Origin of the sequence: Brucella sp. IR073 (assembly GCF_049065735.1) — a bacterium.
GTDB lineage: Bacteria > Pseudomonadota > Alphaproteobacteria > Rhizobiales > Rhizobiaceae > Paramesorhizobium.
The window spans coordinates 336,564-350,512 of sequence record NZ_JBAKHD010000005.1 but is presented as its reverse complement, the minus strand read 5'-3'; the positions used below and the strand labels follow the sequence as shown (position 1 = coordinate 350,512).

Below are 13,949 nucleotides of genomic sequence, written 5' to 3'. Positions count from 1 at the left end.
GAGGATACCATGATGCACCACAAATTTTTAACGACACTCCTGGCGAGCGCTCTCACGCTCGGTCTCAGCGCCACCGCGCTGGCCCACAGCGGCGGCCGCGGCTCACACACAGCAAGCTCCAGCCAGCGCGACGCAAGCCACACCCATGGCTCATCGAGAGGTGGGCGTGGCAATGGAGCTTTCGGACATCGTGGAGGGCCCGTAATTGGCACCCGCGGCCATCTCACGACAAGGGATCCGACGAGAAACCTCGGCCCGCGACACAGTAAATCAGGCCCCCAGATCGGCACCGGCGCCGTTCCTACCGGCGGACCTGCAATAGGCACCGGCGCGATCCCCGATGGCGGGCCGAAGATCGGCAGTGGTGTGATCTTCGGCCCGCCCGCTATCGGCGACGGCGTGATTGTCGATACCGGACCCAAGATCGGCAACGGCGCCGTTCCCATAGGCGGCACCACGGGAACAGGTGGCACCGGTACATACCCCACAGGCAGCCCCGGCATCGGCACCGGCGCGGTTCCTAGAGGTGGCCCAAGGATCGGTGACGGCGTGATTGTTGGCCCACCCAAGATCGGCGACGGCGTGATTGTCGATACTGGCTCCCATGGCGTGGCTCCCATCGGCCCGGGAGGCACCACCGGCACCTATCCCACCGGCAGCCCCGGGATCGGCACCGGCGCGGTTCCCAGGGGCACTTCCGGAACGCCAACTCATCCCGGCAGGTCAGGACCAACCGGAGGCCATGAACCGGCATCTACCCGCAATGCTAAGACGCACATGCACGAGACCCGGAAAGAGGGTCATCGCGTCTACCATCCCCGAGTGGTCGCGTGCAAATCAGGAACCCACCAGGAGTTTTGCTCTCCCAAATCCTGAAGACGATTCCAGATGTCTTCGGTCACGAAGACTGTCGCAATATCAGAAGCCGGCCCGATAGGCCGGTTTCTTATTTGCGCAGTACAACATAACCAGCCATAGGAGCATGCCGAACATAAGAAGATGTACTATAATTGACACAATTAGGACATTTTTAACCAGTAATATTAACGGTTTAACCGCCAGGGTGGATAACCCCGTGATCGTGTGGGGGGCATCGATGGAGGATACCATGATGCACCACAAATTTTTAACGACGCTCCTGGCGAGCGCTCTCACGCTCGGTCTCACCGCCACCGCGCTGGCCCATGGCGGCGGTGGTCATGGCTCATCGGGCGGCCACGCCGGTTCACACGGAGCATCGAGCGCCTCGCATGGCGCCGCAAGCCATAGCCAAGGCGCATCGCGAGGCGGCCGTGGCGGCTCGATGGCCGCCGTGGGCGGTGCTCACAGCGTAGCCGCAGGAGGAGCTCGCGGCGGTTCGGCCATGGGACATGGCACGAATAGCATTGCCGCAGCCCACGCGCGCTCCGCGGCAGGATCAAGGGCCGCCGCATATAGCCATACGGTTCGGGGAGCTCCGGCGAGCCGTAATGCAGTCCCGGCCAAGGGAGCCACCCGTCCGGCAGTCGAGGGCTACGGCAATGCAACCTGGGCAACTGATGGCTCGAGGCAAGTCACTCCGACGGTCGAGGGTTATGGCAATGCCACCTGGGCAACCGATGGCGCGGGAGCAATCTTCGGCTCCACAGTTGACGGTGACGGCCTCGTGCCTGTTGAGGGCTACGGCAATGCAACTTGGGCAACTGATGGCCAAGAAACCATCCCTCAAGCAGTCGAAGGTTATGGCAATGCCACATGGGCGACTGACGGTGCGGGACAAGTCGCTCCGACAGTCGAGGGTTACGGCAACGCCACATGGGCAACCGATGGCGCGGGAGGAATCTACGGTTCCACAGTCGACGGTTACGGCCTTGTGCCTGAGGAAGCTTATGGCAATGCGACATGGGGAACCGAGGGAGCCCGGGCAAACCGTATCGCCCTCCCCGGGGCGCCGGTTGAGCGCACCGCCATCAGGGGTTCCGAGGCTAATCACCCCGCCATTGCCGGGGTACGCCAAGAGCCCGGCGGCGCACGCACACCCCAAAACGCTCAACCCGGAGCGACACAAATTGCCAACAGGCATGCGCAGGGCGCGAAACACCGGAACCCTCCCGTTCATAAGGAGAGAAAGCCCGGCATGGCCGCTTGCGGGTCTAAAGCCCACCGGCATCCTTGCGCTCACCGCTCCTGAGAGCGCCTTGATAATGCTCCGAAGCCGGTCCATCGGACCGGCTTCTTCCTATACACAAACCGTGTTCCGCCCCATATTCTTCGCCTGATAGAGCAGCTGATCCGCACGGCGATAGAAATCCTGCCAGCTTTCGCGCCGGTCCCATTCGGCAACGCCGATGCTCGTCGTCACCTTCAGGCATGCGTCATCGATGGTAATCGTCAAATCGGCAATGGCTTTGCGGATACGGTTGGCGAGCTTCACCAGCAATTCCTTCTCCATATTGGAGACGACCACGGCGAACTCCTCGCCGCCGAGGCGGGCGACGACGTCGTGATAGCGGGTATAGTCCTTGAGGCAGCGAGCCACTTCGCGCAACACCGCATCGCCGACATCATGACCGTAAGTGTCGTTGATCGCTTTGAAATGGTCGAGATCGAGGATCATCAGCCCCACCGGCTTGTCGATCCGGCCGAACTGCGCCAGATATTCCTTCAGCGCCTCGTCGAAATAGCGCCTGTTCTGCATTCCCGTCAGGCCATCGGTAAGCGCCGCCTGCGCCAGCGACTCGGACCGGGCCGAGAGAATCTGCGTCATCTTCCGCAGCTTGCCATGATCCTGCGCCTGAAACCGTATCTGCGGGTAAATCAGGAAAACGCCGCACAGCAGCGCTGCCGCCAGAAACAGCGCGGCGATGCCGTTGGCCTGGCCGATATAGTCGATCAGCGCCGCGATGTCAGAGCTCCCGGCAAGCGGCCGCAGCATCTCCAGCGCCGTCCAGGCACGATAGAGCATGATGCCCACCCCGCCGAGAAAGACGATCAGAATGAAAAACGATGTCTCTGATTTGTGAAAACGCATATATAGTCCGCTGCCCCTACCCACCGGCATATTTCAACCAGCAGGCGTTTCTCGCTCGTTAATTGCGCTCTCGAATAATTGCTGTTTTCCGTTCCGTCAGGAAAAAGCGTCCTGCTGGTTTACAGGCCGTAAAGCGTCCAGCTGGCATCAAGCTGGTTGCGGAACCAGGTCATTTGGCGCTTGGCATATTGCCTCGTCGCCGCTTTTGCCCGCTCGGATGCCTCTTCCAGCGTGATTTCCCCTGATATCGCCGCGCCGATCTCGCGCACGCCGATGGCCTTCATCGCCGGAAGCCGCTCGGAGAGCTTCAATCGCAGCAGCGATTCCACCTCCTCCACCGCGCTTGCCCCCATCATTGCGTCGAAACGCCGCGCGATGCGCTCAGCGAGCCATACCCGATCCGGCAGGATAACCAGCTTGCGCGCGGCTGCCTCATTCACCAGCGCCCGGCCCCGCTCTTTTTGCCAATCATAGATCGAGCGGCCGGAGGCGTCCATCACCTCCAACGCACGCACGATCCTCTGCCCATCGGAGGGCCGCAACAGTTCGGCAGCGGTAGGGTCCATACGCTTCAGCACACCATGGAGCGCCAAGGCCCCCTCATCCACGAGCCGCGCCCGCCAGCGCTCGCGCACGTCATTGGGCACGTCAGGCATGTGTGACAAGCCGCCGAGCAGCGCGCGGAAATAAAGCCCCGTACCGCCGACGAACACCGGCACACGCCCCTGAAGCTCGGGCCGCTGCAAGATCGTCTCCACATCATGGAGCCATTGGCCGGTGGAATGGGCCTCGGACGGCGGCACATGGCCGTAGAGATAATGCGGTGCGGCAGCGAGATCGTCCGCTTGCGGGCGTGCGGTCAGCACGTTCAGCACGTCGTAAACCTGCATGGAATCGGCATTGATGATGAAGCCGCCCTCCTCCCGCGCCAGCTTCAGCGCCAGCGCCGACTTGCCGCTTGCCGTCGGCCCGGCTATCAGGATCGCATTCTCGATCATCCAAGGTGCCTTATGTCTCTCGTCGCCACGCTCATCGCCAATCCGGCTCGCCCCGTTCTGTCGCCTTCCTTGGGGATTAAAGCCTCCGGCGCGGTCAATGCAACCGGACTTTACTGGCTCGCCGATGGCATCGCCTGCGATCTGCCGCTGAAAGACGGCACGGACGCCGCCGAGGCCGCGCGGGCGCTGGGGGAGGCCATCGGCGGCGAGCCGATCGATATTGTCGTGCAGGATCAGGACACCAGGCGCAAAAAAGTGCTGATCGCCGACATGGATTCCACCATGATCGGGCAGGAATGCATCGACGAGCTCGCCGAGGAAGCAGGCCTGCGCGACGCGGTGGCTGACATCACCGCGCGGGCGATGAATGGCGAGATCGCCTTCGAGCCCGCCTTGTGCGCCCGCGTGGCCTTGCTCAAGAACCTGCCGCTCTCGGTCATCGACAAGGTGATCGCCGGCCGCATCACGTTGACGCCGGGCGGCGTCGAGCTGGTGCGCACGATGAAGAAGCACGGTGCCTATACCGCCCTCGTCTCGGGTGGCTTCACCGTCTTCACCCGCCGCATCGCCCAGATGATCGGCTTCAACGAGGACCGCGCGAATCTGCTGCTTGACGATGGCGAGCGCCTGACCGGCGAGGTGGCCGAGCCCATTCTGGGCCGCGAAGCCAAGGTCGAGCGCCTCCTCGACATCTGCGCCAGGCTGGGGGTCACCACCGAGGAAGCCATCGCTGTCGGCGACGGCGCCAACGATCTGGGCATGCTGCAACTCGCCGGCACCGGCGTCGCCCTCCATGCCAAGCCGGTGGTGGCTGAACAGGCCCGCGTCCGCATCGACCATGGCGATCTCTCGGCGCTGCTTTATATTCAGGGGTATCGCAAGGCGGATTTCGTGCAATGATTATCGCAGACACCGAACGGCTGATCATCCGCAACTGGCAAGACCGCGACCGCGCGCTCTTTCATGAGATCAACTCCGACCCTGGTGTCATGGAATTTTTCGGTTTCGTCCGCAGCCTTGAGCAGTCCGACGAATTGTTCGACAGGTTGCAGCGGGATATCAATGAAACCGGCTACGGGTTCTATGCCCTGGAAGAGCGTGCCTCGGTACCTGCATCGGCTTTACCGGCCTCGCCCGCACCGATCTTGAGCCATATTTTCCGAAGGGAACCGTCGAAATCGGCTGACGGCTGGCAAAACGCCATTGGGGAAAAGGCTATGTGACGGAAGCCGGACGCCTGCTGTTCACCCTCGGCTTCGATGAACGCGGGCTGGACGAGATCGTCTCCTTCGCGGTTCACAACAATCGCCGCTCTACCGCCGTCATGGAGCGCCTCGGCATGAAGCGCGAGCCCGCCCGAGACTTCAACCACCCACGTGTCAGCGAGGCTACGCCGCATCTCAAGCCGCACGTGGTTTATAGTATCCGCCGGGAGGAGTGGGCGGGAATAACAGGCGTATGATTGGATAGGTTGGCGAGGCGATACCCCCTATGCCCTGCCGGGCATCTCCCCCTCAAGGGGAGATTGGCTGATACGACCATTCCTGCACAACCTTCAACGCCGGCGATTGACGCCGAGATTGATGAAGTCAATCTCCCCCTTGAGGGGAGATGTCCGGCAGGACAGAGGGGGTACTGTCCCGCTAAGGTCTCAATTACTCCACCCGCACCGTCACAAACCGCAATTCCCCCGTCTTCGACGCCAGCATCAGCAGCGCGTTCTTCCGCCCTTCCTGGCGCAATTTGTCGACGCGCTTCTTCACGTCGCCGGGGGAGCTGACGGCTTCCTGGCCGAGATCGACGATCACCTCGCCCGGCTGGATGCGTTTTTCCGCGGCGGATGAGTTGGGGGCGACCTCGGTCACCACAACGCCCTGAATGTCAGGCGCGATTTCGAATTTTTCACGCGTCGCATCGTCGAGGGCAGCAAGCTTCATTCCCAGAACAGTCACCGAAGCGGGCTTGTCCACCTCGCCGCTTTTCTTGTCGGACTCCTTGCTCTTTGCGTCGTCCGCCGTGTCTTTCTTTTCGGCCTCCTCCAGGCGGCCGAGCTTGACTTTGACGGTCTCCTCCTTGCCCTTGCGGATGACGACGACGTCGACTTCCTTGCCAACAGGGCTTTCCGCCACAATGCGCGGCAGGTCGCGCGCGGTGTCTACCGGCTTACTGTCGAACGTGATGATCACATCGCCCGGCTGGATTTGCTTGTTGTCGACATTGCCGCCTTCGGCCAGGCCGGACACCAGCGCACCCTTGGTGGAGGCTAGGCCCAGGCTTTCGGCAAGCTCATCCGTAATCGGCTGGATGCGGACGCCGAGCCAGCCGCGGCGCGTCTCGCCGAACTCCTCGAGCTGCTGGATAACCGGCACGGCCATTTCCGAGGGAATGGCGAAGCCGATGCCGATAGAGCCGCCGGATGGCGAGATGATCGCGGTGTTGACGCCGATTACATTGCCATCCATGTCGAAGAGCGGACCGCCCGAATTGCCCCGGTTGATCGCCGCATCCGTCTGGATGAAATTGTCATAGGGACCGGAATTGATGTTGCGGTTGCGGGCCGAGATAATGCCCACGGTCACGGTGCCGCCGAGGCCGAAGGGATTGCCGATGGCCATCACCCAGTCGCCGATGCGCGCTTTTGAGGAATCTCCGAACTTTACCGCCGTCAGCTTGTGCTTCTTCGGATCGATCTTCAGCACCGCCAGATCGGTCTTCAAATCCTTGCCAAGCACTTCCGCCTTGAGCTTCGTGCCGTCGTTGAAATTGACCTCGATCTCGTCGGCATCGGCGATGACGTGATTGTTGGTGACGATGATTCCCTTTTCCGCATTGATGACGAAGCCCGAACCGAGCGACTGTACCCGGCGCGAATCTTCCCCTCCTTTGCCCTGCGGGCCGAAGAAATCGTTGAAGAATTCCTGGAACGGCGAATCTTCAGGCAATTGCGGGATCGGGGTCTGGTCGCCCGTTTCCGGTGTTTTGATATTCTGTGCCGTGGAGACATTCACCACCGAGTCGATCAGCCGTGCGGCGAGGTCCGCCACCGATGCCGGACCTGCCCGCTGCGGGGTCTGCTGTGCTGGCGTGGCGGGCGCTGTCGGGGCCGGTTGAACCTTCACCTGCGCCAGCGCGGAGACCGTCATTGCCCCTATAGCAAGCGCCGCAACACCAGCGCGAAGAGAACCGGACCGATTTCCGAAAGCCATAAGCAACTCCGCTCAATAAATTGGTTTTGACGATGCGGACATGAAACCGCGCCGGTCTGGGCAGTGACGGTCCTCCTGGCGACCGCCTGATTCCTATCATATTTGAGAAAATACGGTTTGTTTGCGGCCTTGAAAAGCGAACGCGCCGAGAAAACGGCGTTATCCACGCGCCAGCCAGACAATGGCCACACCAGCGGCAATCGCCGCGATACCCGCTATGCGCAGCGCGGTTTCCGGCATCTCCGCCACATCGCGGGCGAAGCGCTTGGCAAGAAAAGGAAAGCCGCCATAGAGCAGCCCCTCGAAGACGAAGAGCAGGCCTATGGCGGCGATGAAGTCATTCATTTCCGATGGTTCCGGTCATGGCACATCACCTCGGTGCGACCGGCGCCGGCGTGGCGGGGTTTGCCGGAGCATTGCCCTGCGCATTCTGGAAGTAGCGGAAGAATTCAGAGTTGGGCGAAAGCACCATCGTCGTTCCCGAATTCTCCAGCGCCTGCTGATAGGCCGCCATCGAACGGTAGAAGGCGAAGAAGTCCGGGTCCTTGCGGGACACTTCGGCGAAGATCTTGCTGCGTTCCGCCTCGCCTTCACCGCGCAGGATTTCCGACTCTTTACGCGCTTCGGCCAGGATTTCCACCACCTGCCGGTCGGCCACGGCGCGGATGCGCTGTGCGGCTTCACGTCCGCGGGCGCGCAGGCGCTCCGCTTCGGCAAGGCGCTCCGCCTTCATGCGGTCATAGGTCTGCTGCGAGACCTCCGCCGTCAGGTCGGTGCGGCGGATGCGCACGTCCTCGATGGTCAGGCCTAGCGAGGTGGCATCGGGCCGAAGCTGGTCGCGCACCTCGCGCATCATGTCGCCGCGCTCCTCGGAAAGCGCCGCCTCGAAGCCGCGCTGGCCGTAGACGCCACGCAGCGCCGCGTCGAGACGGGTGCGCAGCCGCTGCTCGGCAAGCGCCGTCTCGCCCGAGACCGTCTGCATGAAGCGCCGCGCATCGGTGATGCGATAGACGAGGAAGGCATCGACATCATAGAACTTGCCGCCGGAAACCTGGACGCGGATGTCATCGAGGTCGAAGCGTAGCAGGCGATCGTCGATGATCTTCACGGTGTCCGCATCGAGGAAGCCGAACGGCAGCTTGAAGTAAAGGCCGGGCTGCGACTTCACATCGACGATCTTGCCGAAGCGCATGATGACAGCCTGTTGCCGCTCCGAAACGATGAAGATCGAGGAATAGAGAAGGAAGGCAATGACCGCGATAAGGCCCGCGATGAAGGGAAGACGATTCTGGTTCATCACTGGCTGGCTCCCGTCGCGCTGCTGGCCCCGGCGGTACTTCCGCTGTTCAGATTGTTGTGCAAGCCCTGAACGCCCGGACGCTGGGGACGCGTCAGCTCGTTGAGCGGCAGATAGGGCATCACACCCGTTCCCTGATCGATGATCACCTTGTTCGAACCCTTGAGCACGCGCTCCATCGCCTCCATGAACAGGCGCTTGCGCGTCACGTCTGGAGCCTTGGCATATTCGTCGTAGACGGAAGTGAAGCGCTGCGCCTCACCCTGCGCCTCCTGGACGATCCGGTTCTTGTAGGCCGCCGCTTCTTCGCGGATCTGCGCGCCTTCACCGCGCGCGCCGCCCAGCTTCTGGTTGGAATACTGGTTGGCCTCTTCCACGAAACGGTCCTCGTCCTGCTCGGCGCGCTGCACCTCGTCAAAGGCGTCGGCCACTTCCGGCGGCGGCGCGGCATCCTCGATGGACACGGCATTGACCTGGATGCCCGTCTTGTACTTGTCGAGCGCGCCCTGCACGATGGCGCGCACCTCGTTGGATATCTGGGCGCGGTTGTCGCGGAACACGTCCTGCGCCGGGCGGCGGCCCACCACCTCGCGGATCGCGCTTTCCGAAACCTGCTGCACCATGCTGTCGGGGCTTTCGACGTTGAAGAGATAGGCCCGCGGATCGACGATCTGGTAAAGCACCGAGAACTGGACGTTGACGATGTTCTGGTCGCCCGTCAGCATCAGCCCCTGCGTTGCGCCGCGTGTGCCCTGCCCGCCAATATTGATCTGCTTTTCGGCGATCGACGCCTTCTCATAGCTCTCGACCGGCCACCAATGGAAATGCAGGCCGGGACCGGCAACCTCTTCCTTGGGTATGCCGAAACGGGTCTCGACTGCCAGTTCGTCGGGCTGCACCGTATAGATGCACTGGAAAAGCCAGAAGGCGACGAGCAGCACCCCGATCAGGGCAAGAATGGGATAGCTGCTGCCGCCGCCACCGGGGAATGCCTGCCGGAGCCGATCCTGCCCCTTGCGCAGGATATCTTCCAGGTCGGGCGGGGTGCCTTGGTTGCGCGGCCCCTTGGGGCCTTGCCCCCACGGACCGCCGCCATTACCGCCGCCACCCCCCCAAGGGCCGCCGCCGCCATTCTGATTGCTCCAGGGCATTCATACCTCTCCGTTTTCGCCCGCAAGAGGCATGGAACCTCCCGGCATTTTTTCATGTTTTCCGTTTATAGGGATCGTGCGAGCCGCTTTCAACGCAAGCGGACAGTTTTCGGCAATCTTTCGGAAAATCGCCCCTTTATGACGCAGCAATGACGGCGGGAAGGTGTTTACAAAATGGCCTTTTCATAGACGATATAGCGCGTCGCGTGGCTGTCCTTCTCTCCCGCATCCACCTCTTCGACGGAAACCTTCCGCCATTTGGCAGGATCGATTTTCGGAAAAGTCGTGTCCCCCTCCACCTCGCCGATAATTTCGGTGACATGAAGCCTGTCCGCCAGTGGCAAAGCCTGACGATAAATCTCCCCCCCGCCGATCACGCAAATCTCGTCCACCTCAGCTTCCGCCGCGCGGATCCGCCCCAGTTCAAGCGCGCGTTCCACCGAATGCGCCGTCTCAGCCCCTTCGGGAAAATACGACGCATCGCGGGTGACGACGATATTGGCCCGCCCGGGCAATGGCCGTCCGATCGACTCCCATGTCTTGCGCCCCATGATGACAGGCTTGCCTATGGTAATGGCCTTGAACCGCTTCATGTCGGTCGAAAGCCGCCATGGCAGGCCATTGTCACGCCCGATGACCCCATTTTGCGCAATGGCGACGATGAGGGAGATGAGGGGAAGATTCATGGAAGCGCTTGTACTTTATTGAATTAAATGGCTTATCGCAATGAGGACCTTAACATAGCCCTTCAGACATTCACACTCTTAAGCATCCGCCTCACCCTCTCCGCGTCCTCCGCCGTTGCCGGATTATACACCACCATCCCCAGATCAGGCCGGCCATCGACGGCGAAAGCGGAATATTCAAAAGCAATAGGGCCAGCCACCGGATGCTGGAGACGCTTGACGCCTTCGCCATAGCCGCGCACGTCATTGTCACGCCACATTGCCGCGAATTCCGGGCTTGAGGCGCAGAGTTCATCGACCAGCGCCTGCACCTCCCCCGTCGCCCCGGCACGCGCCACATCCGCCCGGAACGCCGCCACTACGAAGCGAGCGACAGCCTCCCAGTCGAACTGGATGGATCGCACGCGCGGATTGAGAAATATGAGCCGAAGAATATTGCGCTCGCGCGGCGGCAGCGCGCTGTAATCGGTCAACACCATTGAGGCGGCGCGGTTCCAGGCAACCACATCCCATGTCGCGGTCTTCACGATAGCTGGCGAGACTTCGAACGCGTCGAGCACCCGCTGCAAACGCGGCGTCACCCCTTCCACCGGCTGGTAGCGCACCTCGGGGAGCCGCCCCAGCCCAAGGAGAAACAGATGCTCGCGCTCGGCTTCCGTCAGCATCAGCGCCCGCGCGATCCGGTCGAGCACGTCAGCGGAAGGCGCGCCGCCCCGCCCCTGCTCCAGCCATGTGTACCATGTGGCGCTGACATTGGCGCGCTGCGCCACCTCCTCCCGCCTCAACCCCGCCGTCCGCCGCCGCGACAGCGGAATGCCGAACGCCGCCGGGTCGAGCTTGGTGCGGCGATCCCTCAGAAACGTCCCTAGCAGATTATCAGCGGCGGCCATGGCGCATCCTGGTAGCGATTATACCTGTATAAGGTCACTACTTTACCCGGATAATAGCCACACGAATAGTGGCCCTGTGGGTTCGTTCCAGCACCGATTTCCCCTCACCCCTTCCCGCACTTACAGGCAGAGGGTGCGAGGCAGTCCACGCCGGTACAACACCCCATCCAACAAGGAGAATTCCACATGCGTGTATTTGTTACCGGCGCAAGCGGTTTCGTCGGCTCCGCTGTCGTCAACGAATTGCTGACTCATGGCCATCAGGTGACCGGTCTCGTACGCTCCGAAACCGGAGCGGACAGCTTGGCGGAAACCGGCGCGGAGGTCGTGCGCGGCACCATCGAGGATCTGGATCTTCTGCGCGCCGAGGCGGCGAAGGCCGATGGCGTCATCCACACCGCCTTCAACCATGATTTCTCGAAATTCGCGGAAAATTGCGAGGTGGACCGCCGCGCCATCGAAGCACTGGGCTCGGCGCTCGAAAGCTCCGACCGCCCCCTTCTCACCACATCAGGCATGGCGCATCTGGCGCAAGGACGGCTCGCGACCGAGGACGATACGCCTCCTCCCCCATCCGCCCACTTCCCCCGCGCCTCAGAAGCGGCGACGGCGGCGGTTGCCGCGCGCGGCGTAAAGGCGACGGTGGTCCGCCTCGCACCGTCCGTCCATGGCGAAGGCGATCATGGCTTCGTGCCGATCCTCATCCGCATCGCCCGCGAGAAAGGCCGCTCCGCCTATATTGGCGAGGGGACGAACCGCTGGCCCGGCGTTCACCGCCTCGACGCCGCCCGCCTCTACCGGTTGGCGCTGGAGAACGGCGCGGCCGGCGGCCCCTTCCACGCTGCCGCTGAAGAGGGCGTGTCCTTTAAGGAGATCGCTACGATCATCGGTCGCCGGCTGGATTTACCCGTTGTGAGTCTCACCCCTGAAGAAGCGGCGGACCATTTCGGCTGGTTCCGCATCTTCGCCCCTCTGGACGCCCCCGCTTCCAGCACCCGCACAAGGGCGACGCTTGGGTGGGAACCACAAGGGCCGGGACTGATCGAGGATATTGAAAAGGCGGGTTATTTTGTAGGCTAACTGCCCTTGTCAGACATGGGGATCGATCTTATCTTACATAAGTCTTACTTAAGGTTGATCCCCATGGCAGCGCCCCGGCCCACCATCACGACCGTCTCGACCAAGGGGCAGGTTATCCTGCCGAAAGCCATCCGCCAGCGGCGGGAATGGGATGCAGGCACGCGGCTCATTGTCGAGGATACGCCGGAAGGCGTTTTGCTGAAACAGGCGCCGGCCTTCGCGACAACACATCCGGAAGAGGTCTTCGGCCTTCTCGCTTGGAAGGGCGAGCCTAAATCCCTGGAAGATATGGAGGCCGCCATAGTCGCCGAAGCGCGTCGCCGTCATGCTCGCGATTGATACCAACCTCGTCGTTCGCTATCTGACCGGCGATCATCCCGAGCAATCCGCGCGCGCCCGGGCGATTATCGACGGGCAAGCGGTATATGTATCGATAACAGTCCTCATGGAAACCGAGTGGGTGCTGCGCAGCGCCTATGGCTATCGGCCCGCCGACATTGCCCGTGCGCTGACAGCCTTCGCTGGTCTCCTAACCGCGACGGTCGAAGATGCTACGCTGGTCGCGTCGGCGATTGATCTAGCCGGAAACGGGATGGATTTTGCCGATGCGCTGCATCTCGTCCAGTCAGCGCATTGTGACAGCTTCGTCACCTTCGACCGGAAATTCGTAAAGACCGCAAGGGCTGCAGGCTATAACCATATCAAGGAAGCATAGGGCACCAAGCTTCCCTCAAACCGCCACATCCGCCTTGATTGCCGCGTGCGGCTCGTAACCGATTACCTCGAAATCCTCGATACGGTAATCGTCGATGCTATCAGGCTTCCGCAGCAAACGCATTTTCGGAAAAAGCCGGGGCTCACGCGTAATCTGCTCGCGCGCCTGCTCGAGGTGGTTGAGATAAAGGTGCACGTCGCCGCCCATCCAGATCAGTTCGCCCGGCTCCAAACCCGCCTGCTGCGCCACCATCAATAATAAGGCAGCGCCGCCGACGAAATTGAACGGCGCGCCAAGCTCCAGGTCGCAGCTGCGCTGGTAGATGAGCAGATTGACCCGGCTGCCGCCTGTGACGTGGAACTGATAAACCATATGGCAGGGCGGCAGTGCCATTTGCGGGAGTTCCGGCACGTTCCAGCCATGGAACAACATTCGCCGGCTTGATGGATTGGTCTTCAGCGTCTCGATGACGGTCGCGATTTGATCGTAATCCTTTCCATCAGCGCCGCGCCATTTGCGCCATTGCTTGCCATAGACGGGACCGAGATCGCCCCACGCCTGCGCAAAATCATCGTCTTCCAGAACGCGCTTCTCAAATTCCTCTTGCGAAATCTCCTCACCCGTCGCCTTGCGATATTTGTCGAGCGGCCAGTCGGTCCAGATGCGTACATTGGCTGCAAGCAGCGGGCGGATATTGGTCTCGCCGGTCAGGAACCACAGCATCTCCTTGACCGCCAGTTTCCAGTAGACCCGCTTCGAGGTCAGGATCGGCGCCGTGCCATCCGAGAGGTCGAAGCGCAGCATCGCGCCGAAGGTGGAAAGCGTGCCCACGCCCGTACGGTCCATGCGCCTGTCCCCCTTTTCGAGGATATGGCTCATCAGATCGAGATATTGATATTCTGGATGGCGCGGCATG

The 13,949-nt window shown here is 61.8% G+C and carries 15 protein-coding genes and 1 pseudogene; 6 read left to right on the top strand and 10 right to left on the bottom strand.

Features of this window, described 5'->3' with window-relative positions; translation table 11 throughout:
• Nucleotides 1-270: 270 nt before the first annotated feature.
• Nucleotides 271-606, bottom strand: a complete 336-nt coding sequence (locus ACOWVG_RS13625; protein ID WP_420962763.1) for a hypothetical protein — start codon at nucleotides 604-606, stop codon at nucleotides 271-273.
• 502 nt (nucleotides 607-1,108) lie between these two features.
• Here ACOWVG_RS13625 and ACOWVG_RS13620 point away from each other — a divergent pair.
• A complete protein-coding gene (locus ACOWVG_RS13620) occupies nucleotides 1,109-2,170 on the top strand; it encodes a hypothetical protein (RefSeq protein WP_420962762.1) in 1,062 nt (353 codons plus the stop codon).
• Between the two features lie 48 nt (nucleotides 2,171-2,218).
• Here the strand turns inward: ACOWVG_RS13620 and ACOWVG_RS13615 are convergent, their stop codons facing one another.
• Nucleotides 2,219-3,010 carry a GGDEF domain-containing protein gene (locus tag ACOWVG_RS13615; RefSeq protein WP_420962761.1) on the bottom strand — a complete coding sequence of 264 codons (792 nt, stop codon included), beginning with the start codon at nucleotides 3,008-3,010 and terminating at the stop codon, nucleotides 2,219-2,221.
• A gap of 119 nt (nucleotides 3,011-3,129) precedes the next feature.
• On the bottom strand, nucleotides 3,130-4,008 hold the full coding sequence (gene miaA, locus ACOWVG_RS13610; protein ID WP_420962760.1) for a tRNA (adenosine(37)-N6)-dimethylallyltransferase MiaA: 879 nt from the start codon (nucleotides 4,006-4,008) through the stop codon (nucleotides 3,130-3,132).
• 12 nt (nucleotides 4,009-4,020) lie between these two features.
• Here miaA and serB point away from each other — a divergent pair, with 12 nt between their 5' ends.
• On the top strand, nucleotides 4,021-4,908 hold the full coding sequence (gene serB, locus ACOWVG_RS13605; protein WP_420962759.1) for a phosphoserine phosphatase SerB: 888 nt from the start codon (nucleotides 4,021-4,023) through the stop codon (nucleotides 4,906-4,908).
• Nucleotides 4,905-5,470, top strand: a pseudogene (locus tag ACOWVG_RS13600) (GNAT family N-acetyltransferase). The gene serB and the pseudogene ACOWVG_RS13600 overlap by 4 nt, the downstream one beginning before the upstream one ends.
• A 193-nt stretch (nucleotides 5,471-5,663) precedes the next feature.
• Here ACOWVG_RS13600 and ACOWVG_RS13595 read toward each other — a convergent pair.
• The 6 genes from ACOWVG_RS13595 to ACOWVG_RS13570 all read right to left on the bottom strand — a co-directional run bounded on the left by ACOWVG_RS13595 (nucleotide 5,664) and on the right by ACOWVG_RS13570 (nucleotide 11,238).
• Nucleotides 5,664-7,214 (bottom strand): DegQ family serine endoprotease, encoded by a 1,551-nt coding sequence (locus ACOWVG_RS13595; protein WP_420962757.1) that lies wholly within the window; start codon nucleotides 7,212-7,214, stop codon nucleotides 5,664-5,666.
• A gap of 159 nt (nucleotides 7,215-7,373) precedes the next feature.
• Nucleotides 7,374-7,559, bottom strand: coding sequence for a DUF2065 domain-containing protein (locus tag ACOWVG_RS13590; protein ID WP_420962755.1), 186 nt, complete (start codon nucleotides 7,557-7,559; stop codon nucleotides 7,374-7,376).
• A 25-nt stretch (nucleotides 7,560-7,584) separates the two neighbouring features.
• Nucleotides 7,585-8,511, bottom strand: a complete 927-nt coding sequence (hflC, locus tag ACOWVG_RS13585; RefSeq protein ID WP_420962754.1) for a protease modulator HflC — start codon at nucleotides 8,509-8,511, stop codon at nucleotides 7,585-7,587.
• The gene (gene hflK, locus ACOWVG_RS13580; RefSeq protein WP_420962753.1) at nucleotides 8,511-9,662 is read right to left on the bottom strand and encodes an FtsH protease activity modulator HflK; all 1,152 of its coding nucleotides are present in this window, start codon (nucleotides 9,660-9,662) and stop codon (nucleotides 8,511-8,513) included. Before hflK ends, hflC begins: the two co-directional genes overlap by 1 nt.
• A gap of 167 nt (nucleotides 9,663-9,829) precedes the next feature.
• A complete protein-coding gene (locus ACOWVG_RS13575) occupies nucleotides 9,830-10,348 on the bottom strand; it encodes a dihydrofolate reductase (RefSeq protein ID WP_420962752.1) in 519 nt (172 codons plus the stop codon).
• Nucleotides 10,349-10,410: 62 nt separating this feature from the next.
• Entirely contained in the window at nucleotides 10,411-11,238 is an 828-nt protein-coding gene (locus ACOWVG_RS13570) for a helix-turn-helix transcriptional regulator (RefSeq protein ID WP_420962751.1), read from the bottom strand.
• 186 nt (nucleotides 11,239-11,424) lie between these two features.
• Between ACOWVG_RS13570 and ACOWVG_RS13565 the strand changes: the two genes are divergently transcribed.
• From ACOWVG_RS13565 to ACOWVG_RS13555, 3 genes are all read left to right on the top strand, one after another.
• Nucleotides 11,425-12,318 (top strand): SDR family oxidoreductase, encoded by an 894-nt coding sequence (locus tag ACOWVG_RS13565; protein WP_420962750.1) that lies wholly within the window; start codon nucleotides 11,425-11,427, stop codon nucleotides 12,316-12,318.
• 63 nt (nucleotides 12,319-12,381) lie between these two features.
• Entirely contained in the window at nucleotides 12,382-12,657 is a 276-nt protein-coding gene (locus tag ACOWVG_RS13560) for an AbrB/MazE/SpoVT family DNA-binding domain-containing protein (protein ID WP_420962749.1), read from the top strand.
• A complete protein-coding gene (locus tag ACOWVG_RS13555; RefSeq protein ID WP_420962748.1) occupies nucleotides 12,644-13,033 on the top strand; it encodes a type II toxin-antitoxin system VapC family toxin in 390 nt (129 codons plus the stop codon). The genes ACOWVG_RS13560 and ACOWVG_RS13555 overlap by 14 nt, the downstream gene beginning before the upstream one ends.
• A gap of 15 nt (nucleotides 13,034-13,048) precedes the next feature.
• On the opposite strand, the gene ACOWVG_RS13550 is transcribed toward ACOWVG_RS13555, so the two are convergent.
• Nucleotides 13,049-13,948, bottom strand: a complete 900-nt coding sequence (locus ACOWVG_RS13550) for a thymidylate synthase (protein WP_420962747.1) — start codon at nucleotides 13,946-13,948, stop codon at nucleotides 13,049-13,051.
• Between the last annotated feature and the right edge of the window lies 1 nt (nucleotide 13,949).